The sequence below is a fragment of the Enterococcus sulfureus ATCC 49903 genome (assembly GCF_000407605.1).
Taxonomy (GTDB): Bacteria; Bacillota; Bacilli; order Lactobacillales; family Enterococcaceae; genus Enterococcus_G; species Enterococcus_G sulfureus.
In genome coordinates this window covers 22,400-45,601 of record NZ_ASWO01000001.1, presented here as the reverse complement: position 1 = coordinate 45,601, position 23,202 = coordinate 22,400, and the positions used below count along the sequence as shown (strand labels likewise).

The window sequence follows — 23,202 nt, the reverse complement described above, 5'->3', positions numbered from 1 at the left end:
CCAGAATTTAATAGAAATGAGGACAAGAAAGTGACAGAGTATTTAAATGTAGGAAAAATCGTGAATACGCACGGAATCCGTGGTGAAGTTCGTGTGATCTCACAAACAGATTTTCCAGAAGAACGGTATCAACCAGGAAATAGTTTGATGTTATTTCATGAACATCAAAAACCATTGAAACTTGTGATCGAATCCCACCGTAAACATAAAAATTTTGATTTATTAACTTTTGAAGGCTATCCATTTATCAATGATGTGGAACCGTTTCGAGATGGAATCTTAAAAATATCAAAAGATGAACTTGGTGAATTAGAAGAAAATGCTTTTTACTATCATGAAATCATTGGTCTTGAGGTAAAAGAAGACGATCGTGTACTAGGAAAGATCAAAGAGATCTTATCACCAGGAGCCAATGATGTTTGGGTGATCCAACGTCCAGGTAAAAAAGATGCGTTGATTCCGTATATCGAATCTGTGGTCAAAAAAGTCGATATTAAACAAGGTGAAGTAATCGTAGAAATTCCTGAGGGGTTATTAGACGATGAGAATTGATGTATTGACGCTATTTCCTCGAATGTTTGAAGGACCCATGGGAGAATCGATTATTGGAAAAGCACGCGATAAAGGCTTACTAGATATTCGAGTATCAAATTTCCGTGACTTCTCAGACAATAAGCATCAGACAGTGGATGATTATCCATATGGCGGTGGTGCGGGGATGTTATTAAAAGTACAACCGATTTTTGATAATATCGAAGCTATTAAACAAGAGCGACCTGAAGTGACGCCACGTGTCATTTTACTTGATCCAGCTGGAAAAAAATTCGATCAGCACATGGCTGAAGAGTTTTCAAAAGAAGAGCAACTAGTCTTTATCTGTGGCCATTATGAAGGCTACGATGAGCGGATCCGTACACTTGTGACAGATGAAGTATCCTTAGGAGACTATGTGCTTACAGGTGGCGAATTAGGCGCCATGGTGATGATCGATGCTACCGTACGTTTATTGCCGGATGTATTGGGAAATAATCTTTCTGCACAAACCGATTCACATTCAACAGGGTTATTGGAACACCCACAGTATACACGTCCAGCTGATTTTAGAGGGATGAAAGTGCCAGAAGTGCTAACGAATGGCAATCATAAATTGATTGAAGAGTGGCAAACCAAAGAGTCATTACGACGCACCTATTTACGTCGTCCAGATATGTTAGCAGCCTATGAATTGACTCCGCAAATGGAAAAATGGTTAGCCGAAATCAAGCGCGAAGAAAATCAATAAACCGTCAAGATTTTTTCTTTACATTTAGGGGCTAGGTATGCTATGATGCTTTAGTGAGTGAAAGCTCAACTATTACAATATTCCGCTGTGAGTGCGACTCGTAAGAATATTTGGAAATAAGGAGAATGATAAATTATGAATCCATTGATTCAAGAACTAACTCAAGAACAATTACGTACAGACATTCCTGCATTCCGTCCTGGAGATACAGTACGTGTACATGCAAAAGTTGTCGAAGGAACTCGCGAACGTATTCAGTTATTCGAAGGTGTTGTAATCAAACGCCGTGGAGCTGGAATCAGCGAAACTTACACAGTACGTAAAGTATCAAACGGTATCGGTGTGGAACGTACATTCCCACTACATACACCACGTGTTGCAAAATTAGAAGTAGTTCGCTTTGGTAAAGTACGTCGTGCGAAATTGTACTACCTACGTGCATTACACGGAAAAGCAGCTCGTATCAAAGAAATCCGTCGTTAATCTTATTATCGATCGAAACGAAAGTCCTTGGAAACAAGGGCTTTTTTTTATGTAAAAATAATTAAGAAATAAAGTATAATGGATTCGAGGCTTAATTGATTAATAGATAATAAATAAGTAAAGGAGCGATATAATACAATGGAATGGTGGGGGCTATGGATTCCTTTTTTAGGAACGTTATTAACTGCAATTATAAATGTTATATTGGTTTCTATTCAAAATATTAAAAATAGAAAATTTGAAGACGAGGTACGACAAAAACAAGATAATTTTCAACGTGAACAAATCCTGAGAGATGAACAATTCACATTGAAAATCACATTAGATCGACATAATTTTGAAGAAAGTATGACAAAATTGAAAATTGATGCAGATTTAAAAGCTAAAGCAAGATTGGAGTGGATATCTCAAGTTAGAGAGCTAGTAGCCGTGTATATGTCTGAAATATCCAATATAGTTTCTCTTATCGATAAGATTAATCAAAGCTATATATTTAATTATTTGGATAAAAGTATTAAATATACTCAGGATGAAAAATTCGAGAATTTTATAAAATTTACAGATACAAAATTACAAATAGTTTTTGAAAATCATAAGTTTAAAATAAATGAATTATCTGAAAAAATATTACTATATTTTAGCGATAAAGAAGAACATCATGATATTGAGGAAATCATCAAGGAAGCATCTTCCCAGATTTTACACTTAGAAGTAATAAAAGATTTCTTATATATTCAGAAACCAGAAACAATTAGTGATACTGTATCTGGATTTAATGAAATTCGAAAATTTTTATCCGAAAATATTATGGATATACGAATCATTTTTAGAGAGTATTTAAAACAAGAATGGGATAAGGCTAAAGAGGGGAAGTAATCAATAAAATTTAATACCTAAAAATCATCCCAATCCTCTTCTTGTTCTTTTTGTTGTTTAAATTGGCGTTCGCGTTCTGCAAGTGCGCGGCGTTTTTCAGCACGCTCTAGATCGCGTTCACGTGCAGCAAGTTCAGCATCTTCACGTTGTTCCATTTTTCGTTGTTGACGTTTGGGATAGCCTACGATTAGCCAGATAACCAATGCAATCAAGGCGAATACGAGTAAGTAAGGAGCAATTGAAGCGAGAATGCTAATCACAATCAAAATCAAAATAGCATTCATGCAACCACCGCAGCCACATCCACAACCCGTATCTTCTGTCACAATATATCGTTTTCCCATCGTATTCCTCCTTTATGCAATGCCTTTGACGTATAACGGCTATAGCAAACAAGTGCTTTATTCTTTTATTGTAGCGAATTATACTAAAGAAAACAAGAATGAGAGGAAGAGGGCAATGTCACTTCTAGCACGTATTCAACAACAAGAAATCGAACTCGGATCATCGTTGTATGATGAGATTCATCAAGTAAAAGGAGAAAATGAACGCTTAGTCGTAGAGCTGAATACGGCTTATCATACGCCAGAAGAAGTCCGTAACCGTTTAGGTGAAATTACAGGACGATCCATTCCAGAAAGTACCGTAATTTCATTGCCATTTTATACTGATTTTGGCAAGCATATTACAATTGGAGAGCGCGTGTTCTTGAATCAAAATGTTACATTTGTGGATTTAGGGGGCATTACGATTGAAGAGGATGTGTTGATTGGTCCAATGTCTCGTATTATTACGGTCAATCACTTACTAGATCCTAAAAGACGTAGAGGAATCACGGTGAATTCTGTGACCATTCAAAAAGGTGCTTGGCTAGGGGCAAATGTAACGGTATTGCCTGGCGTGACGATTGGAGAAGGTGCTGTAGTTGCTGCTGATTCGACAGTCACTAAAGATGTCCCAGCGCGTTCTATAGTGGCTGGAACACCTGCTCGAATCATCAAAGAAATCGAGTAGCTCTTGTCATTTTGCATAAAATTCGCTACACTAGTAAAAATCTCAAAAAGTAGGTGGAGTAGTGAATCAATTATACGAACTGTTACACGAATATCGCGTGATCGAATCAGAACGATTAGTATTGCGTCCCTTAGAGTTAGAAGATGCTCAGGCGATGAATCAATACGCTTCAGATCCTGAAACAACTTATTTTGTGTTTGGCACGCATAAAGATTTGGCGCAAACGAAACACGATCTTGCATTTTATTTTCTAAAAGAACCTTTGGGAAAGTATGCTATCGTAGAAAAAGAATCGAATCGCATGATTGGAACAATTGATTATCATAGTATCAATGAAGCAACGAAAGCCGCTGAACTAGGCTATACATTGCATAAAGACTATTGGGGAAAAGGATATATGTCTGAGGCGTGCGAGACTTTAATCAAAGTCGGATTTGAAAAAATTGGCTTTAATTATTTATCTGCCATGCACGATGTACGAAATCCAGCTTCTGGTCGTGTGATGGAAAAAGCAGGTTTGCATTATCTAGGCGTACTACCGTACCATCGGATGGACAATAAAGATCCACTTCGTCCAGTCGATGATGCATATTATCATATGACAAAAGAACAATTTTTTGAAAAACGAGATAAAAAATAAGTTTTTTGATTTCAATGGATTGCTATTTTTTTCTTTATTTGCGTATAATAAAGACTATTGAGAGGATAGGTGACACCATGGATCAAAAAAAGAAAAAAGATGCTTACGAATTAATGTTATTACAATTCCAAGGATTGCTAGAAACAGAAAGTAACTGGATTGCAAATCTAGCAAATTCTTCTGCTTTATTAAATGAGACATTACCGACAACAGTATTTGCTGGTTACTATGTATTTGATGGCGAAGAACTGATCTTAGGACCATTTCAAGGCAAAGTGTCTTGCACACGTATTGCAATGGGCAAAGGTGTGTGTGGCGAATCTGCTGCGAAAAATGAGACGATGATTGTCGAAAACGTTAAAACGCATGAAAATTATATTTCATGTGATTCAGCAGCAATGTCTGAAATCGTCGTTCCGATGACAAAAGATGGACAATTACTAGGTGTATTGGATATCGATAGCAGTGAAATCGGAAGCTATGATGCACTGGATCAAGAATACTTGGAAAAATTTGTAGAGATTCTAGTTGCAAGTTATAAAGCCTAATTACGAAAGAAAACCAGCCAAATCATTGGCTGGTTTTTTGTATATACAGATGAAAATAAGTGCGCTATTGGTTTTTTGAAATCACGTGATACAACCAATCAAATGGGATAAAGAAGATATCTTCCAAACTGATCGCCTCCTTAAAAAAAGCATAGCATAAGAAGGCGTTACAGGCGTTTCTTCTAGATTACAGTTTCGCAAAAAAATAAAACAAATATTGCTAGAGTATGGCAAAACCATAATTTTCAATATGTTTTGTTAACATTTCAAGGTAAATTGTGGCCATTGGACTTAATTCACGTTGTTGATGTTTTAACCAACCGATTGTGATCGTGTCTTCATGATCTAAGGGGATCGCGATGATCTTGTCGTCGTTTAATTCGCTACTGATGATCCCAGAACTAATCGTATAGCCATCCAGTCCGACCATTAAATTGAAAATCGTCGCGCGATCACTGACTTTGATTTCTTTTTTACGATTCCACGTACTCAAGATTTCTTCAGAAAAGTAAAAAGAATTGGTTTCACCTTGTTCATAACTAAGATAAGGATAGTCTTCTAAGTCTTCAAGCGTGAGACGCTCTTTTTTGGTCAATGGATTGTTTCGACTGACAAAAACATGTGGCTTTGCTTCAAAAAGTGGTGTGAAGTGTAACTGCTTTTCTTTAAAGAGTTTTTTCATGACTTGTTTGTTAAATGAATTGAGATATAAAATGCCAAGTTCACTTTTAAATGTACTTAGATCTTCAAAAATATTTTCCGTTTCGGTTTCACGTAGGGTCAATTGGTATTCATCTGTGGTCACTGTTTTGACTAATTCGACAAAAGCATGGACGACAAAAGCATAGTGTTGTGCTGAAACCGAGAATGTTTGTTTTCTAGGACGTTGATTTTTATACCGTTCTTCTAGCAGTTGGACTTGATCGAGTACTTGTCTGCTATAGATCAAAAATTCTCGTCCATCTAAAGTAGGCGTCACGCCATGTTTACTTCGCAATAGCAGTTGGATGCCTAATTCTTGTTCGAGCTCTTTAATAGCTGTAGATAGACTAGGTTGAGTTAAAAATAATTCTTTTGCTGCTTCATTGATGGAGCCTTTTTCAATAATTTTTTCGAGATAGAGCAATTGTTGTATGCGCATATTAGACTCCTTTAGCACAAACTGTGCATATGAATTATCCTGATTGTAGTTTTTTTTCATAAAGATTGCAACTACAAAAAAACCTAGAAGAGGGGAGCTCATCTAGGTCGAGTAGAGAATAAAAACTAGAGATGTTTGGAAAAAAAGTTTTTCATTACAGGAAGTTGGGGAGACTTCTTATGTATATAGAATAACAAATTTTCCGAAAAAATCACGTCCAAAAAAAGTAAGAAAACCCTGAAAAAAATGAGCGCTTACAGCAAGGTGGATATGATACTCTAGATAAGTTGAGAGTAAAGTTTCTAAAAATGCCAAACGGATTGAGTGATATAGCCTTTCCAGTTTAAAATAAATAAAAGAATCAAAATGAGAAGTACGATAAATAAAATAAAGAATACCGGTTTTTTCTTTTCAAATGAGTAGGTTTTTTTGCGCCCAATACTTGATCTGACCATAGCCCAAATCACCAAACCGATTGCTACTAATAGTAATAATTCAATGCCAATCCCCAAATAAAGTAACTCATTATTTACGATAGTTATACCTAGCATATATTCATTCCCCCTTGATTCAAGGATAACATGATTAGCAAATAGATCCTACCTAAATAAAAAAAAGCCTTCCAAATTAGTGGAAGGCTTTTTTGCGACCATTTTAATAATGGAGGCGGCGGGAGTCGAACCCGCGTCCAAACATATTGCTACCTAAAAATCTACGCTCATAGTCGACTCATTTAAGGTTTCGCGTTACAACTTGCCGAACGACAGGCAGTTTGTATTGCTAGTCTGATAAGCTCTTTTTGATTTTACAGACGGAAAAATCAAACGTATCCCACTTAAGTTAGGACCCTGACCCGAGCACATGGGCGATGCCGGGAGGATCTACGTTAACTGTTTTTAGGCAGCTAAAGCGTAAGAGTTGTTATTGTTTTTAGCAGTTATATTTAACTGTAACGTTTTAGCGTAGACGTAACCTACGAAGCGCAATTCAGGCTCAACTATGCCTGTCGAATCCGTAACGCCCCCGTAATAGGGACAACGTAATTCATAGTATAACATAGCGAGCCTGAAAATCCAATTAAATCAGATCAAAATGTTTTAAGGCGTGTACGATCCCGCCTTCAGTATTTTTCTTCGTGACAAATGTCGCCACTTCTTTTAAAGCAGGCAGTGCATTCCCCATGGCAATTTTATGATCACAGGCTTCTAACAAAGCAAAATCATTACTGCCATCGCCAAATCCGTAGGTCGTGAGGCCTTTAAATTCCGGCATATCAAGTAAACGGCGTACAGCAGCTCCTTTAGATGTTCCATTTAAAACGGTATCGATCGAATATTTTCCATTGCGGTAAAACGTCAACTCTGGAAATTCGTCTAAATAACGCGCATCGCCATCTTGGCCTAAGACAAGCAACATATTGACTTTTTCGGTTTGATATTTCAAAGGGGCAATTTCTGGGACATCGCTATGGATCAAAGCGTAGGCTTTAGCAAGGTCAGGTGTTGTTCCTGAAGCCCAAATTTCTTTTTCATTATAAAACGAGACCTCTTGTCCTTGACTATGGGCTACGCCTAAAAAACGCGCGCATAATGTTTGATCGATGATTTCTTCGTAGACTTGTTTGCCATCTAAACGAATAAATGCGCCATTCATGACGATATTGGAATTGATTCCAGCATCTCGTTTGATAGCAGTGATTTCGATTTCAGTTCGTCCTGTGGCAATGATCGGCAGAACGCCATTTTCTTTTAGTTGAGCCATGGCTTGGCGAATTTCTGGAGTGATAGTTGAATCTTGATCAAGTAAAGTCCCATCTAGATCAAAAAAGGCTAATGCATGATACGTCATAATTTACGCTCCTTTATTTTTTCTTCCTTTCCATCATAACAAAAACTAATTAAAAGACAAGTTTTGTAGAAACTTGAGAATTTCAGAAGAGTGTAAGAATCAGTTGGTTCTTGAATTAGAATTTAGTATACTATGGACAGGGAGAAACGATGAAAACTGAAAACTTAACGAGGTGAAACCAGTGAAATTATTAATGATTGAAGATAATGAATCCGTATCTGAGATGATGCAAATGTTTTTTTTAAATGAAGGCTGGGAAGCAACATTTAAAGAAGACGGAAAAGAAGGATTAGATAGCTTTTTAGCAGAACCACATGCTTGGGATATGATTACGTTAGATTTGAATCTACCCACAATGGACGGGATGACGATTGCACGTGAGATTCGTAAAGTCTCTAGTACTGTGCCGATTATTATGTTGACAGCACGTGATTCAGAAAGCGATCAAGTGATTGGTCTAGAAATGGGTGCGGATGACTACGTTACAAAACCCTTTAGTCCGTTAACATTGATCGCACGAATGAAAGCTTTGCATCGTCGAACAGAATTAGCTGAAAAAGCGATGCATGAAGAACAAGACGATAACCATTTTGATGTTGAAACCAAAAATTTCAAGATCAATACGAAAACACGTGAAGCTTACTTAGATGGGCAATTGATCGAAGGCCTAACGCCAAAAGAATTTGATTTATTGTACACGTTAGCTAAAAAACCGCGTCAAGTCTTCTCGCGTGAACAGTTGTTAGAGCTTGTTTGGGATTACCAATATTTCGGTGATGAACGAACAGTAGATGCACATATCAAAAAATTACGTCAAAAAATGGAAAAAGTAGGACCACAAGTGATACAAACTGTTTGGGGAGTGGGTTATAAATTTGATGATTCAGGTATTGCCTAATGAAGTACTTGTATCAACAACTACTTGCATTTACGGCAGTCATTGTCATTACGTTATTGACGATGGGAATCGTATTTACAAGAATGACCGAGCGCACGATCGAAAAAAATAATTATGCGCAACTAACCGGCTACGGGAAAGCCGTGCAGCGTGTATCTGAAAGTATCAATGAGCGCTATCAAATCGATTTATCCAAAGAAGAAATCATTCAAAATTCTTTGGCGACTTCAGAAATGATGCTCAATCAGCAGAATGTGAATTTTGTGTTTATCACGACCAATCATGATATTATCTATCCACTTACAGTTAAGCAACCAAGTATCAAAATTTCAGCAACGGTATGGCAAAATCTATCTAATGGTGAAGCGCAGCAGATGACATCAGATTATAATTTATTTGGTCGTAAAGAAACGACTTCATATGCGATGATTCCTTTTGACTACAACCAACAGTTTTTTGGTGTGTTGATCGTTAGCCAACCTGCAAAAAACATTGAAGATTCTGTTCGTGAGTTAAATACGAACTTGCTTAGAGGAGTATTGTTGTCCTTGATTGTTGCTTTAGCAATTAGTTATTTCTTCGCGCATTTTCAGGTGAATCGTATCAATCGCTTGCGAAAAGCGACACGTGAAGTCGCAAATGGAAATTTTGATATCCAAGTTCCAGAACACAATCGAGATGAATTTGATGATTTAGGTGCAGATTTTAACAAAATGACGACCTCATTAAAAGAATCTCAAGAAGAAATCGAGCGACAAGAAGAGCGTCGTCGTCAATTTATGGCAGATGCTTCTCATGAAATGCGCACGCCACTGACGACGATCAATGGCCTACTAGAAGGTTTACAATACGGAGCGATTTCTAAAGACCAAGAGGCGAATGCGTTACGCTTGATGAAAAATGAGACCGAGCGTTTGATTCGCTTAGTCAATGAAAATTTAGATTACGAAAAAATACGTACCAATCAGATCTCGATGGTCATCAAACGGTTTGATGCGACTACTGTACTTGAAGAAATCGTTGCGCAGTTAGAACCTAAAGCGACAACTGCACGAGATCAACTGATTTTCGAAACGAAAGAAGAAGTGACGATCTACGCAGATTACGATCGTTTCCGCCAAATCGTTGTCAATATCGTACAAAATGCAATTCAATTTACGACTGATGGCAGTATCGTGATCCGCTTGTATAAACAAAATTTAAAAACGATCGTGGAAATTCAAGATACGGGGATTGGGATGACACCAGAGCAAGTCAATAATATTTGGGATCGGTACTATAAAGTCGACCCCTCACGTAAAAATAAAAAATTTGGTGAATCTGGTTTAGGTCTGCCCATCGTTCAACAACTTATGCGTTTACATAAAGGCGAAATCGAAGTTGAAAGTGAGTTAGGCAAAGGATCTACATTCCGATTGATTTTTCCAGATACTGAATCTTAAAAAAGACACCTTACTAGCAGTTGAGCGTTCAACTGTTGTGAGGTGTCTTTTTATTGGGATGATTTGGTAAAGACGTAAGGTGTAATTGAGGCATAAGATTCCGACTTTTTTTACGTAGAGAAGTAAAACATAACCCTAATGCAAAGATCCAAGCAATTAAGAAGAGCCAAACAACGCTGATCACCCCTAAAAGTAAGAACGTCCATTGATGAATACTTAGACGGTTCGCTTGAAATAGTGCGTAATCAGTAGCCGGAAATTTCACCATTAAACCATTTTGGGTCGCATTTGTAACATGTGTAAATGAAAAATAAGTGGGCTTAGTACGCGTCAATAAATCCAGTTGTTGTGTTTGTTCTAAATAATTTTGCAATTGCGGTTGGAAAAATAACGCCAATACAATAAGTACAAGTACAATTAAACTAATATAGAGTGCTATTTTTTTTAAGACCATTTTATTGGACGCGTTTGGCTGATAAAAGGCTATTATATAGTAAAAAAAACAGACAAGAAGAACCAAAACACTTGCTCCTGTTAGCCAGATATTGAGTTGGTAATGGGAAACGAGCTGTTGAAATGGATGCTGCATTTGAGCTAATATTTGTTGTTCTTCATCGTGGTAATTGGATGAGGCGATAAAGGTCTGGATATTTTGTGCAGTTAAATGTAGGGAAATAAACAATAAAATGCTACGTAAGAACAGTATCAACGCACATCCGATACTTAAAACAAATCCAATGAATGGTGCCAAATGTTTTAATTTAACTATCCGCAAATTCCTCGCCTCCTGACACTAAAAAGTATACGAGGAGAGTTTGAATTATTTATGAAAAAGAAGCGTAAAAAAAGCAAATCATTTCTCAAAATGATTTGCTTTTTTTCTTATTCAGCAGCTTCTGTTGTGCTAGAAGTTGTCGTCGTTGTTTCTGCTGTTGGATTTAGTTCTTTATAGGTTTGTGTTTTGAATAGATCAACAGTCGATTGATTGTTATTTTTCGAATATACGCTAGTGGATTTATCGCCTAGTTTTTTCTCAGTATCTAATAAGCGATCGTTTTGATGCAAGTAGCTATATTCAGTTGGATCGATTGTTTTTAAACCACTATCGGTATAGAACCGCAATAGGTCACCGTTATTGATTTGATCAGAAGTACTTAATTGCAAGTTTGCTTTTTCTTTTAATGCTTTTACTTGCGCTACTTGTGCTTCTGTTGGTTCTTCGATCAATAGACCGGTTTTATTGTCGTAAAGTTTATTCCCATAGTACGTATACTCAGGAGTTACGAAATCACCGTCACGGAACGTAACAAATGAATCGCGTTTTTTCGATAGCAGATCTTGTCCTAATTGGATGTAATTTTGTGTATCTACACCTAATAAATGAAGAAGTGTTGGCAATGCGTCGACTTCGCCACCATACGTATGGTTGATACCGCCTTTGTCTGTACCTGGTACATGGATCATATAAGGCACACGTTGCAATTGAGCATTGTCGTAATTGCTCCATTCATCACTTGATTTGCCAAGCAATTCAGCTAATTGTTTATTACGAGAATTTGAAATTCCATAGTGGTCACCATACATGACAATGATTGAGTTATCGTATAACCCACTAGCTTTTAAGTAATCGAAAAATTCTTTAACGGCTGTATCCATATAATTGGCAGTCGAGAAGTAATTGTTGATCGTTTGATCACTAGTGTTCGCCATTGGAAATCCTGTTTCATCTCCTTTAAGTTGTGAATAAGGGAAGTGGTTGGATACCATGATGAACTTAGAGTAAAACGGTTGTTGCAAATGTTCTAGATATTGAACAGATTGTTGTAAAAATGGTTTGTCATTTAATCCATATTGGAATGAATTGTCACTATTGACGTCATAATAGGAAGCGTCAAAGAAATAATCATATCCTAAATGTTTATACGTTTCATTACGATTCCAAAAGTTTCCGACGTTCCCGTGGAATGCTGCGCTTGTATAGCCTTGTGTTTGGCCTAAAATATTTGGTGCAGCTTGGAAAGTATTTTTTCCACCTAATTGGGTAAATAACGACCCTTGATCGAGTCCAAATAATGAGTTCTCCATTAAGGTCTCGGCATCACTCGTTTTACCTGCTTTTACTTGATGGAAGAAGTTATCGAAACTAAACGTACTGTTACTATTGTATAAACTATTGATAAATGGCGTTACTTCATGTTCAACGCCGTTCTCATCTTTTAGTTTATAGTTGATCAAAAATTGTTGTGTACTTTCTAAATGCAAGTAGATCACGTTGCGGCCTTTAGCTAATCCGAAAAGACTTTCGTCAGGTGCAGCGTAGTGATCACGTACATATGATTTTACAGCATCTAAATCGGTTGCACTTGCTTTAGCGCGTACTTGGTTTGTTTTATACGTTTGTACAGCGTCATATCCAGTAAACGCATTGATTCCTAAGTATTTGACTAAATAATCATTTGAGAAGGTACGTGTCAATAATTCTGGACGATCAGATTCAGCTAAGAATAGATTTCCACTAAAAATCATTACTGAAAGGACAGATACCGCAAATGCCATACGTGCACGCACGGCTTTTTCTTGCATTTTGATTTTTTTGAAAATCAACGCTAAACTTAAAATGATGATATCGATAAAGAATAAAATATCATAAGGTCTAAACAAGCGTAATGCACTTTCACCCAAACCACTCGCGACTTTTCCAGCACCTAACATCGTATTGACTGTAATAAAATCAGTAAATTCACGGTAGTAGTTGACGTTTGAATACAAAAGAATCGTCATGACCGTATAAATGACCATCATCGTAACGTAAGCTGGTGTTTTTCTTCTAACATATAAGGCAATTGATAGAAGCAATAAGGTTGTGGCTAACGGATTAATGGCTAAAATAAAATACTGAAGCGGATTTTCTAACCCAACTTTTAAATCAACGGCAAATGCAAACATATTTTTCGCCCACATTAAAAAGGCAAGCAACATGAAAAAGCCCATTCGCGTATTTAAAAAAGAGCTAATTTTCTTTCTGAACAAATATATTTCCCCACTTTCTATTCGTTTGGATCACTAAACAAGTGTAAGAAAGAATCTTGATTCTTTCCATCATCTTCTCTATTTTACTAAGTAGAATTTTTAGTGTCAAACAAATCAGAAAAAACAAAAGAATTAAGCGCTTGAATTAAAGATTTCTTTAATTACAGTCCCACAGACAAACAAAGCGGATTTTGTTATACTAGAAAAGAATCTAAAGAGCAGGTGAAAACATGACAATTAATGTAACGACACGCGCAGCAAAGCGTATAAAAAAAGGCTATCCACTACTCCATCAAGAAGATCTTGTAAACCATACCCAAATGACGACGTGGGACCGAGTATCTTGTAATGGCCAAATCATTGGATACGGGTATCTAGGTAAGCAAAATAAAGGTGTAGGGTGGGTTCTTTCAAACGAAGTCATCACGATCGATCAAGCATTTTTTGAAGAACGATTTAAACGAGCAAAAGCAAAACGTGACGTTTATTTTTATGATGAACACACGACAGCATTTCGTTTAGTAAATGGTGAAGGAGATCAACTAGGCGGTTTAATCATTGATCTTTACGAGACATTTGCTGTATTTTCTTGGTATAACGAAACGATGATCGAGAAAAAAGCAATGATCATTGCCGCTTTTCAAGCCGTTTTCCCGGAAATCATTGGCGCTTATGAAAAAATTCGCTTCCAGTCGAATTTGCCAGAAAGCCAACATCTATTTGGACAACATGCGCCAGAACCGCTATTGATCAAAGAAAATGGAATAACCTATGCAACGTATTTAAATGAAGGACTGATGACAGGGATCTTTTTAGATCAACGTGAAGTTCGTGGTGAATTAGCTTTAGGAATGGCTAGTGGCAAACGGGTGTTAAACATGTTTAGTTATACTGGAGCATTTTCTATCGCCGCTGCTATGGGAGGGGCCGTTGAAACGACTAGTGTTGATTTAGCAAATCGAAGTCGAAGCAAAACGCAAGAACAATTTTTAGTCAACGGCTTAGATCTAGATGCACAGTCTATTGTAGTCATGGATACGTTTGACTACTTTAAATATGCGGCACGTAAACAATTACAATACGATCTGATTATTTTAGATCCACCTAGTTTTGCACGCAATAAAAAGCGCGTCTTTTCTGTTGCCAAAAACTATGGCGATTTGATTGAACAAAGTTTGCCGATTTTAGCGCCAAAAGGATTGTTGATTGCATCGACGAATGCGGCGAACGTTTCATTAGAAAAATTTGAAGCACAGATCGAGCATGCATTTTCACAACAAGCGCGTCGTGTAAAAAAAATCGCGACGTATCGATTGCCTCAAGATTTTGCCGTAGATGAGGGATTTCCAGAAGGCAATTATTTAAAAGTGATTATCTATCAATGTCATTAAAAGGAGTGAAGGCGATGTTGCAAATTAAGGAAGTAACATTTGGTTTAGGACGTCCCAAACTAGTGGTTCCATTGACTGCTAAAAATCAAACTACTTTAGTCGAGCAGGCGAAAATAGCTCAAAATTCAGCGGCTCAAATCGTAGAATGGCGTGCCGATCTATTTGATGAGTATGAAACTTTTGAAGAAATCGTTGCACAATTAGCGATTTTACGTCAAGAATTACCTAATAAATTGCTTTTATTCACGTTTCGTACTCAATCAGAAGGTGGAGCGCGTCAATTGTCCTTATCAGATTATGAAAAGCTGTGTTTGCTAGTAGCTAAATCTCGGCAAGTGGATCTAATTGATCTAGAATTACGTCATGTTGAATTTTTAGGTCGTGGTTTTGTCCAAGCCATCAAGCATGAACACGTCTATATCGTAATGAGCGCACATTATTTTGATGGGACGCCTAAAGATGGCCATCTTTTGTTCCAAATAGGACTGATGAATCAATTCCAAGCGGATATCGGTAAAATTGCCGCTATGCCAGATACTTTATCTGACGTATTGCGGATGATGATGATCATCGAACGAGCGAAGGGATTAAATCAGTTACCTTTAGCGATGATGTCTATGGGCGATTTGGGTAAAATCTCACGTGTTGGTAGTGAGGCGATGGGGTCAGTCTTTACATTTGGTGCATTAGAAGAAGTTTCAGCACCAGGCCAGATTCCAATCGAAGACATGTCACGCTTTATTGAGCGATTAGCGATTAAAAAGGATGAGGTCTAATGGCAAAAAAGAAAGTAGAAAAAACAAATGCGATACGTTTGATTGAGCAAAAAAAAATACCTTATATCGAGCATACGTATGAGTGGAGTGAAGATCACTTGAGGGCAAATGATGTTTCTTTGACACTTCAGACTGCTTCTCCTGTTTACAAGACACTAGTTGCGACTGGGAATAAGACGGGGCCGATCGTTGCAGTTATTCCAGGAAATCGAGAAGTCGACTTGAAAAAATTAGCGAAAGTTAGTGGCAATAAAAAAGTGGAGATGCTTCATCTCAAAGATTTGGAAGCCACGACTGGCTATATTCGCGGAGGTTGTTCGCCAATTGGAATGAAAAAACATTTCCCTACTTATATTGAAAAACAAGCTCAGGACCTAGAGGCATTTACGATTTCGGCTGGAAAACGAGGCGTGCAGATGGAAGTATCCCCAACAGCGATTTCACAATTGATTCAAGCACAATTTGTTGATTTACTTCAAGAAAATTAAATTATAGAGCTAAAAAAACAGGATGCGAATGCATCCTGTTTTTTTAGTAACGAAAATAACTTGAGATTTCTGCGGCGTGAACTCCTGCAGAATGTCCCGTGCAAAAAGCAGCTGTAATATTAAAGCCACCTGTATATCCATTGATATCGATCAGCTCACCGGCAAAGAATAGACCTGCCTTTTTTTTACTTTCCATTGTTTTTGGATTGATCTCTTTTAAATGGACACCACCACCGGTTACAAATGATTTTTCGATGGGTAACGTGTGATGCACTGGAAAGGTAAATTCTTTGACTAAGGCAATCAAACTTTCGACTTGATTTGGGGTTAATTGGTAACTAGCAGTATCTTCTAACTCTAATTTAGCCATAAAAAAGTCTGCTAATCGTTCTGGAAGCCATTGAGCTAAATCATTTTTAACTGATTTTTTTGACGTGCTAAATTCATTTTCCCATTCCTTTGCTAGTTGCGCATTTGTTTTTGTAGGGAAGCAATCTAAGCGCATCGTAACCGCATCGTGACGTTCGAGTTGTTGATTCACAAACGACGAGCAGCGCAAAGCCGCAGGACCAGAGACGCCAAAATGCGTAAAGAGTAAATCCATTACATGCTCGGTTACGATTTTTTGATGATCATCCAATACGGCTAACGAAACGTCTTGTAAGGAAAGACCTTGTAACGTTTTGGCTTGAATAAACGGTGCGTCCGATAAAAGAGCAGATTCTGTAGCATATAGAGGCGTGATGGTATGTCCAGCAGATTTGGCTAAACGATAGCCATCGCCAGTCGAACCAGTCGAAGGATACGTTTTTCCACCAGTAGTCAATACGACACATGGCGCATTAAAGGTATCCGTTTCTGTCGTCACGCCAGCCATTTGTGCATCATCGAATCTCAGTTTGGTTACTTTTGTATTTGGACAAAAGGTGACGCCAAGTTCTTGTGCGCGTGTAACTAGCGCATCCACGATCGTTTTTGATTTATTCGTTACTGGGAACATACGCCCATGATCTTCCTCTTTTAATGATACACCTTGAGATTCAAAAAAATTCATAATATCAAAATTATTGAATTGTGCGAACGTACTATATAAAAATTTTCCATTTCCTGGAATATGGCGAATTAAATCGTCTACATCACGATTATTGGTCACGTTACATCTTCCACCACCGGTCATTAACAATTTTTTCCCTAATTTTCTATTCTTATCGATCAATAGAACGCGTGCTCCATTTTCAGCTGCGGCGATACTTGCCATCATGCCACTTGTGCCGCCACCAACGACGATTACATCATAATTTGTTTCCATAGTTCCTCCATTGTCAGACTTTTCAAAGTATTTTGAAAAAAACACTGCAAAGTCTAAGCGTATTTGCTATTATATATAGTAACAAAAAAAGGAGGAAAACACATGCAAAATCCACAAGAATATCTTCAAAGCATTCAAGAAAATATCCATAGCAAAGATCCCCATCAGGTTGAATTTTTACAGGCTACAGATGAATTTTTATCTACGGTCTTGCCTTTCTTAGAAGAACATCCTGAAATTCAAGAAACAAATCTCTTAGATATCATCACAGAGCCTGAGCGTTTGATTCAATTTCGTGTTCCTTGGCAAAAAGATAATGGAGAATGGGCAGTCAATCGCGGATACCGTATCCAGTTCAATTCTGCTTTAGGACCATACAAAGGTGGATTGCGTTTTCATCCAACTGTGAATTTAAGTATTTTGAAATTCTTAGCCTTTGAACAAATCTTTAAAAATGCATTAACAGGTCTACCGATCGGTGGGGGTAAAGGCGGAAGTGATTTTGATCCGAAAGGCAAATCGGATGCAGAAATCATGCGTTTTTGTCAGAGCTTTATGACCGAATTATCTAAACACATCGGCCCAAGCTTAGATGTACCAGCTGGAGATATCGGAGTTGGTGGACGTGAAATTGGGTATTTATTTGGTACGTATAAACGCTTAAAACAATATGATGCAGGTGTGTTAACGGGAAAACCTCTGGGATTTTGGGGAAGTTTAGCACGTACGGAAGCCACTGGTTATGGCGCTGTATACTTTGTTAAACATTTACTACACGATTTAAATGAGTCGATGGAAGGCAAGACCGCTTTAGTTTCTGGTAGTGGAAATGTGGCGATCTATGCGATTGAAAAATTACATGAACTAAAAGCAAAAGCCATCAGCTGTTCAGATTCAAATGGTTTTGTAATCGATGAAGACGGTATCGATGTTGAACTCTTAAAAGAAATCAAAGAAGTGCGTCGTGAACGTTTGACAGAATATGTAAAAGCGCGTCCTTCTGCGACCTATTATGAAGGATCATTATGGGACAATCATGATGTGAATGCTGAACTGGCCTTCCCATGTGCGACACAAAATGAAATCGGTGAAAAAGCAGCGAAGAAACTGATCGATGCAGGTGTAAAAGTCGTGTCAGAAGGGGCAAATATGCCGGTTACACTAGATGCAGCAAATGATTTAATCAAAGCTGGTGTTTACTATTGTCCAGGTAAAGCAGCCAATGCTGGAGGCGTTGCCGTATCTGCATTAGAAATGAGTCAAAATAGCCAACGTTTGCAATGGTCATTTGAAGAAGTCGACCAACAATTAGATGAAATCATGAAAAATATCTATGAAACTTGCCGTGACACAGCAGAAAATTACAAGCAAAAAAATAATTTTTTAGCTGGTGCAAACATCGCAGGCTTTGAAAAAGTTGCTAAAGCAATGATTGCCCAAGGACTTGTCTAGTTTGACCAAATAGGCGGTATATCAAGATTTACTTGCCAACTTTACGAAAAAAAAGTAAAGTAATAGTGTAGTGAAAACCCTAGGAGGATGAACATGACACATATTACATTTGATTATTCGAAAGTAGCACCATTTATTAATGAACATGAACTAGGTTATATGCAATCACAAGTAAGTGCAGCTGACAAATTATTACGCGAAGGTACTGGTCCAGGAAGTGATTTCCGAGGTTGGTTAGACTTACCAAAAGCATATGATAAAGCAGAGTTTGCACGAATTAAAGAAGCTGCAAAAAAAATTCAATCTGATTCAGAAGTATTGGTCGTTATCGGTATTGGTGGATCTTATTTAGGTGCTCGTGCCGCAATTGAATTTTTACAACATACATTTTATAACGTGATGCCTCAAGCAGAACGTAAAACACCACAAATCTTCTTTGCAGGAAATTCAATTTCGTCCACATATTTAGCCGATTTAATCGAGGTTATTGGCGATCGTGATTTTTCAGTAAACGTGATTTCAAAATCAGGAACAACAACTGAACCTGCAATTGCATTTCGTGTGTTTAAAGAGTTATTGATCAATAAATACGGTAAAGAAGAAGCAAATAAACGTATTTATGCGACAACAGATAAAGCACGTGGCGCTGTTAAAGTAGAAGCAGATGCTGAAAATTGGGAAACTTTTGTGATTCCTGATGATGTTGGTGGACGTTTTTCAGTCTTAACAGCTGTTGGATTATTACCAATTGCAGCAAGTGGTGCAGATATCGATGCCTTGATGCAAGGTGCTGCAGATGCTTCTGATGCTTATTCTAGTGATAAATTAGAAGAAAACGAAGCGTATCAATATGCAGCATTGCGTAATATTTTATACCGTAAAGGCAAAGTAACCGAATTGTTGATCAACTACGAACCAGGAATGCAATATTTTTCTGAATGGTGGAAACAATTATTTGGTGAATCGGAAGGAAAAGATCAAAAAGGAATTTACCCTTCAAGCGCCAACTTCTCTACAGATTTGCATTCACTTGGACAATTTATCCAAGAAGGAAATCGTAACATTTTCGAAACGGTTGTTAAAGTAGAAAACCCTCGTAAATCTGTTAAGATTCCAGTGCAAGATGCCGATCTTGATGGTTTAGGTTACTTACAAGGGAAAGAAGTAGACTTCGTCAATACAAAAGCTTTTGAAGGGGTATTATTAGCCCATACAGATGGCGATGTACCAAATTTATTAGTAAAAATTCCAGCAATGGACGCATATACATTAGGTTACTTGATGTATTTCTTTGAAATTGCAGTGGGTGTTTCGGGTTATTTAATGGGTGTCAATCCATTTGATCAACCAGGAGTAGAAGCTTATAAGAAAAATATGTTTGCTTTATTAGGTAAACCTGGATTCGAAGAATTATCTAAAGAATTGAATGCTCGTTTATAAGAAAAAAGGACCGTCAAGATGACGGTCCTTTTTTTATCCAATTCCCAAATGAAAAAGTAACGCAATGCCGAGTAGCAGTAAGAATAAGTTGATAAAAAAGCCATAACCTAGTGCACCCATAATAAAAATTGGTGTAGAGGCATCGCCTTGTTTGGTTGTACGTTTGCCTAATTTAGCAGTATTGTACATACTATACCCAGCAAGTGCGATCAAGAGGATGCCAAGTAGACTTTGGAACATAACCATTCACTCCTTTTGATAACGCTATCATTTTTTATATGAAAGTAGAGGTTACCTTTAGTAATATACTAAACATAACCTCTACTGATAATAATCTTCAGACTGTCCACAAGTCATATGTGATGTGCATCCTCTCTATTCGTGGGAGTTTTTTAAGTTAGTGATGGCTTGCTCGATTGTTACACCAAAAGCAACGTGGTTTTCATCACGCACATCAATTGCTAAAAATTCGTTTTTCACAGAATCAAACGCAATTCTGTATTCGATTGCAGCTTTGGTAAATGTCATGTCATAAGACCCCTTTCATTGTGATAATGCCGGTGTTTTAACACCGACATTAATGTACCACTTTTTAAATCGTTTTACAATTATATTTACTTATTTTTTTTAAAAAGATTAAAAAAATTATAAGTAAATTATCAGAATATTTTAACCAATGCCGACAACAAAGTATGCCAATTTATCGGCATAAGACTCTTCTGTAGTTTCGATTTTTTTGGCTTCGTTCAATAGATCCATCCGATCGGTAATGATTCCATCGACCCCATAAAACATCATGCGTTCCATTTGGCCAATATCATTTGGTGTCCACACAAAGACTTTTTTGTCATCTTGATGAGCGGAAGTAACAAATTGAGAAGTGAGGGTGGTCATTTCCATCACTAAAAAATCAGCTTGCGTTTTTGGAGGACCCACTAAATTAAATGGCAAGATATAACCCACAGTGATCTCTGGTGCTTGTGTTTTGATTGTTTCAACGATTTGATAATTTAACGATTGCACGAGATGATGTTGGTCATCGATCTCCGTTTTATATTTGGCTAAAAAGCGTTCAGCTAAGCCTTTTTTATCTTTTTGTTGCGTTTTGATTTCAATCAATAATTTTTGGTTTAATCGTTTGGCTTCTTTCAAATACGCATCAAAAGAGGCAATATTTCCAACTTGACCATTTTCTTTTAGTTGAAGAGAGAGTGCTTGTTCTAATGTGTTTTCTTCTGGAACCAAGCTTGTCTTGGCCAGGTTTCGATAAGAAAAATCATGGTAGACGATAAAGTGATGATCACTTGTTTCTTGTACATCCATTTCGACATAATTTGGATGATAGGTTGTAGACGTTTTAGCTAGACTTGCGAGTGTGTTTTGAATGCCGTTTCCATTTGAGACCCCGCGATGCGAGATCGTTAGCGGTACGGAAAGTTGAGCATGATTTAAGTAGTCGTAGTTGTAAAGACCAACGGATACTCCAAATAAACTTCCGACTAACGCTAGTCCAATCATTTGCCAAGTAGAAAACGTTGCCGCAATATGAGACGGTAGTGGGATCAATTGCTCGGGTAGTCGCTGTTCTTGGTCAAGGATGAAGATGATAAAGTAAAAACTGCTGATTGTAGTTAATACGACATTGAGCAGTAGTGCAGCTTGCATAAAAAACATGATAAACACCGCAGCAATTAGCGCATATTTTGGTAAATAGCTATCAAATAGATTTTGGATAAAAATCAATAGAATAAAGGCTAGTGCATTAATGGCTAAAATACTTAAAGTAATGCCTAGAAAGGTGAAAAAAATAAAGAAAAGGCGTTTTTTCGTCAGTGTCCAACTAATTTCAATGGCTTCACCGACTTTCTTATTGTTGAAAATCAATTCGGGTAATACGAATAAAAAACGAATACCTAAATAGAGGAGAACAAGGTAACCAACAACAAAGCTTGCGATAACACTTACGCGATTGGCAAAAATGTAATCCATGATAAAGGCTGGGATCTGAATCTTAGCGAGCAGATCAGAACGGAAATTAAAAGTTCCAATCGGCAAAAGTAAAACAAAGTAAAGAAGAAAGAAAACCAGCACACTGACACGTATTTTTTTCATTTGTTGGATACTTAAACGTAACAGTTGCGTGAGACGAATGCGTTGTTTTTTTTGAATAAAATACATACTAAACAGTAAAAAAGTAAACTCAAAAAAGACGGCGAGTAAGATCAAAATGCCAACACCGATCAAACTTGCTACAACAAAAGGATGGTGTGTGAGTAACCAAAAAAATTGGTCGAGTGCTAAATACGTAATATCTCCAGATGCCAGTAAAAATTTGACCGTCGCCGTTAACCCAGGAATGACAATAAACAACATCAATCCATGGACTACCAAGACATCGCGAAAAGAATGATGGCTTTGTTTTAAAAAATGATAGGTTAATTGAAGTTGTCTGCGTAAAATTTTCATACTAAATCCCTACTTTACATGAGAGTAAAAGACGCCACATATTCGTGACGTCTTTTTGTGTTATGTCGCTAATAATCCGGATAAAAATTGTCCGCCATAAATTAAAGCTAAACTATATAGATAGATTGAAAAAGGTTTTGCGAGTAAAATGATCAATGTATATTGCTTCGTACTCATTTTTGTTAAACCCGCCATTAAACATAAAACGTCGTCTGGTGCTACAGGTAAGAATATCGCAATGGCGAATAATTTAGCAAATCGATTGTCATTTTCAAGCCAACGGGAATACTTCTCAAACGTTGCATCGCTAACAAAGCTTAAGATAAAAGATTTCCCATATTTTCGAGCCAACAAGAAGATAATGATCGAACCTAAACAAATCCCGACATAGTTGTAGATAAACCCTGCATAAGGTCCAAAGATCAAGACACCTGCTGCAGTTGAGATTCCACCAGGAATGATGGGGACGACCACTTGAATGATTTGGATAAAGATAAATACGATTGGCCCTAAAATGACGGAGTCTCCGACCAATCCGCGCATCGAATCCATATCCTGAAAGACGCCTAGCCGATAGAGATAAATGGCAAATATCACCGAAATTCCAATTCCAGCAATGGACAAACTATTCATGATTTTTCTAGATACTGCAACGTTCATAAGTCACTCCCCTTTTAT

The 23,202-nt window shown here is 37.4% G+C and carries 25 protein-coding genes and 1 other RNA gene; 14 read left to right on the top strand and 12 right to left on the bottom strand.

Going from position 1 to position 23,202, the window contains the following annotated elements; all coding sequences use genetic code 11:
• Positions 1-30: 30 nt before the first annotated feature.
• The 4 genes from rimM to I573_RS00205 all read left to right on the top strand — a co-directional run bounded on the left by rimM (position 31) and on the right by I573_RS00205 (position 2,641).
• The gene (gene rimM, locus I573_RS00220) at positions 31-552 is read left to right on the top strand and encodes a ribosome maturation factor RimM (RefSeq protein WP_016184538.1); all 522 of its coding nucleotides are present in this window, start codon (positions 31-33) and stop codon (positions 550-552) included.
• Entirely contained in the window at positions 542-1,282 is a 741-nt protein-coding gene (gene trmD, locus I573_RS00215) for a tRNA (guanosine(37)-N1)-methyltransferase TrmD (protein WP_016184537.1), read from the top strand. Before rimM ends, trmD begins: the two co-directional genes overlap by 11 nt.
• A gap of 135 nt (positions 1,283-1,417) precedes the next feature.
• On the top strand, positions 1,418-1,765 hold the full coding sequence (gene rplS / locus I573_RS00210; RefSeq protein WP_016184536.1) for a 50S ribosomal protein L19: 348 nt from the start codon (positions 1,418-1,420) through the stop codon (positions 1,763-1,765).
• A gap of 138 nt (positions 1,766-1,903) precedes the next feature.
• Positions 1,904-2,641, top strand: coding sequence for a hypothetical protein (locus I573_RS00205; RefSeq protein ID WP_016184535.1), 738 nt, complete (start codon positions 1,904-1,906; stop codon positions 2,639-2,641).
• 17 nt (positions 2,642-2,658) lie between these two features.
• Here the strand turns inward: I573_RS00205 and I573_RS00200 are convergent, their stop codons facing one another.
• A complete protein-coding gene (locus tag I573_RS00200; protein ID WP_016184534.1) occupies positions 2,659-2,985 on the bottom strand; it encodes a hypothetical protein in 327 nt (108 codons plus the stop codon).
• Between the two features lie 115 nt (positions 2,986-3,100).
• On the opposite strand from I573_RS00200, the gene I573_RS00195 reads away from it, so the two are divergent.
• The 3 genes from I573_RS00195 (at position 3,101) to I573_RS00185 (ending at position 4,843) form a co-directional block, all read left to right on the top strand.
• Entirely contained in the window at positions 3,101-3,655 is a 555-nt protein-coding gene (locus I573_RS00195) for a DapH/DapD/GlmU-related protein (protein ID WP_016184533.1), read from the top strand.
• A gap of 61 nt (positions 3,656-3,716) precedes the next feature.
• Positions 3,717-4,295: a GNAT family N-acetyltransferase gene (locus I573_RS00190; RefSeq protein ID WP_016184532.1), complete on the top strand. Its 579-nt coding sequence runs from the start codon at positions 3,717-3,719 to the stop codon at positions 4,293-4,295.
• A gap of 77 nt (positions 4,296-4,372) precedes the next feature.
• Positions 4,373-4,843, top strand: a complete 471-nt coding sequence (locus tag I573_RS00185) for a GAF domain-containing protein (RefSeq protein WP_016184531.1) — start codon at positions 4,373-4,375, stop codon at positions 4,841-4,843.
• A 220-nt stretch (positions 4,844-5,063) separates the two neighbouring features.
• Here the strand turns inward: I573_RS00185 and I573_RS00180 are convergent, their stop codons facing one another.
• From I573_RS00180 to I573_RS00170, 4 genes are all read right to left on the bottom strand, one after another.
• Positions 5,064-5,984, bottom strand: coding sequence for a LysR family transcriptional regulator (locus I573_RS00180; RefSeq protein WP_016184530.1), 921 nt, complete (start codon positions 5,982-5,984; stop codon positions 5,064-5,066).
• Positions 5,985-6,286: 302 nt separating this feature from the next.
• Positions 6,287-6,535 (bottom strand): hypothetical protein, encoded by a 249-nt coding sequence (locus tag I573_RS00175; protein ID WP_016184529.1) that lies wholly within the window; start codon positions 6,533-6,535, stop codon positions 6,287-6,289.
• A gap of 107 nt (positions 6,536-6,642) precedes the next feature.
• Positions 6,643-7,009, bottom strand: a transfer-messenger RNA (tmRNA) gene (gene ssrA, locus I573_RS11290).
• A 52-nt stretch (positions 7,010-7,061) separates the two neighbouring features.
• On the bottom strand, positions 7,062-7,832 hold the full coding sequence (locus I573_RS00170) for a Cof-type HAD-IIB family hydrolase (protein ID WP_016184527.1): 771 nt from the start codon (positions 7,830-7,832) through the stop codon (positions 7,062-7,064).
• A gap of 181 nt (positions 7,833-8,013) precedes the next feature.
• Here I573_RS00170 and I573_RS00165 point away from each other — a divergent pair, with 181 nt between their 5' ends.
• Together I573_RS00165 and I573_RS00160 are read left to right on the top strand one after the other, a co-directional pair.
• Positions 8,014-8,730: a response regulator transcription factor gene (locus I573_RS00165; RefSeq protein WP_016184526.1), complete on the top strand. Its 717-nt coding sequence runs from the start codon at positions 8,014-8,016 to the stop codon at positions 8,728-8,730.
• Complete coding sequence (locus I573_RS00160) at positions 8,730-10,172, top strand: sensor histidine kinase (RefSeq protein WP_016184525.1); 1,443 nt, start codon at positions 8,730-8,732, stop codon at positions 10,170-10,172. Before I573_RS00165 ends, I573_RS00160 begins: the two co-directional genes overlap by 1 nt.
• A gap of 28 nt (positions 10,173-10,200) precedes the next feature.
• Here the strand turns inward: I573_RS00160 and I573_RS00155 are convergent, their stop codons facing one another.
• On the bottom strand, positions 10,201-10,947 hold the full coding sequence (locus I573_RS00155) for a hypothetical protein (protein WP_016184524.1): 747 nt from the start codon (positions 10,945-10,947) through the stop codon (positions 10,201-10,203).
• A gap of 107 nt (positions 10,948-11,054) precedes the next feature.
• The gene (locus I573_RS00150) at positions 11,055-13,163 is read right to left on the bottom strand and encodes an LTA synthase family protein (RefSeq protein ID WP_211213383.1); all 2,109 of its coding nucleotides are present in this window, start codon (positions 13,161-13,163) and stop codon (positions 11,055-11,057) included.
• Between the two features lie 269 nt (positions 13,164-13,432).
• Here I573_RS00150 and I573_RS00145 point away from each other — a divergent pair, with 269 nt between their 5' ends.
• Genes I573_RS00145 through ybaK form a run of 3 tightly spaced genes read left to right on the top strand, consistent with a single transcriptional unit; the run spans position 13,433 to position 15,857 of the window.
• Positions 13,433-14,593: a class I SAM-dependent rRNA methyltransferase gene (locus tag I573_RS00145; protein ID WP_016184522.1), complete on the top strand. Its 1,161-nt coding sequence runs from the start codon at positions 13,433-13,435 to the stop codon at positions 14,591-14,593.
• Between the two features lie 14 nt (positions 14,594-14,607).
• Complete coding sequence (gene aroD, locus I573_RS00140; protein WP_016184521.1) at positions 14,608-15,369, top strand: type I 3-dehydroquinate dehydratase; 762 nt, start codon at positions 14,608-14,610, stop codon at positions 15,367-15,369.
• On the top strand, positions 15,369-15,857 hold the full coding sequence (gene ybaK / locus I573_RS00135) for a Cys-tRNA(Pro) deacylase (protein ID WP_016184520.1): 489 nt from the start codon (positions 15,369-15,371) through the stop codon (positions 15,855-15,857). The genes aroD and ybaK overlap by 1 nt, the downstream gene beginning before the upstream one ends.
• 43 nt (positions 15,858-15,900) lie before the next feature.
• Here ybaK and I573_RS00130 read toward each other — a convergent pair whose 3' ends face one another.
• The gene (locus I573_RS00130) at positions 15,901-17,166 is read right to left on the bottom strand and encodes a BaiN/RdsA family NAD(P)/FAD-dependent oxidoreductase (RefSeq protein WP_016184519.1); all 1,266 of its coding nucleotides are present in this window, start codon (positions 17,164-17,166) and stop codon (positions 15,901-15,903) included.
• Between the two features lie 102 nt (positions 17,167-17,268).
• Here I573_RS00130 and gdhA point away from each other — a divergent pair, with 102 nt between their 5' ends.
• On the top strand, positions 17,269-18,618 hold the full coding sequence (gdhA, locus tag I573_RS00125) for an NADP-specific glutamate dehydrogenase (protein ID WP_016184518.1): 1,350 nt from the start codon (positions 17,269-17,271) through the stop codon (positions 18,616-18,618).
• Positions 18,619-18,711: 93 nt separating this feature from the next.
• A complete protein-coding gene (locus I573_RS00120) occupies positions 18,712-20,058 on the top strand; it encodes a glucose-6-phosphate isomerase (RefSeq protein ID WP_016184517.1) in 1,347 nt (448 codons plus the stop codon).
• Positions 20,059-20,091: 33 nt separating this feature from the next.
• On the opposite strand, the gene I573_RS00115 is transcribed toward I573_RS00120, so the two are convergent.
• The 4 genes from I573_RS00115 to I573_RS00105 form a co-directional block, all read right to left on the bottom strand.
• Positions 20,092-20,298: a hypothetical protein gene (locus tag I573_RS00115; RefSeq protein WP_016184516.1), complete on the bottom strand. Its 207-nt coding sequence runs from the start codon at positions 20,296-20,298 to the stop codon at positions 20,092-20,094.
• A 135-nt stretch (positions 20,299-20,433) separates the two neighbouring features.
• Positions 20,434-20,586, bottom strand: coding sequence for a hypothetical protein (locus I573_RS11475; RefSeq protein WP_016184515.1), 153 nt, complete (start codon positions 20,584-20,586; stop codon positions 20,434-20,436).
• A 141-nt stretch (positions 20,587-20,727) separates the two neighbouring features.
• Positions 20,728-22,524, bottom strand: a complete 1,797-nt coding sequence (locus I573_RS00110; RefSeq protein ID WP_016184514.1) for a glycerophosphoryl diester phosphodiesterase membrane domain-containing protein — start codon at positions 22,522-22,524, stop codon at positions 20,728-20,730.
• A gap of 60 nt (positions 22,525-22,584) precedes the next feature.
• Positions 22,585-23,184: a TVP38/TMEM64 family protein gene (locus tag I573_RS00105; RefSeq protein ID WP_016184513.1), complete on the bottom strand. Its 600-nt coding sequence runs from the start codon at positions 23,182-23,184 to the stop codon at positions 22,585-22,587.
• Between the last annotated feature and the right edge of the window lie 18 nt (positions 23,185-23,202).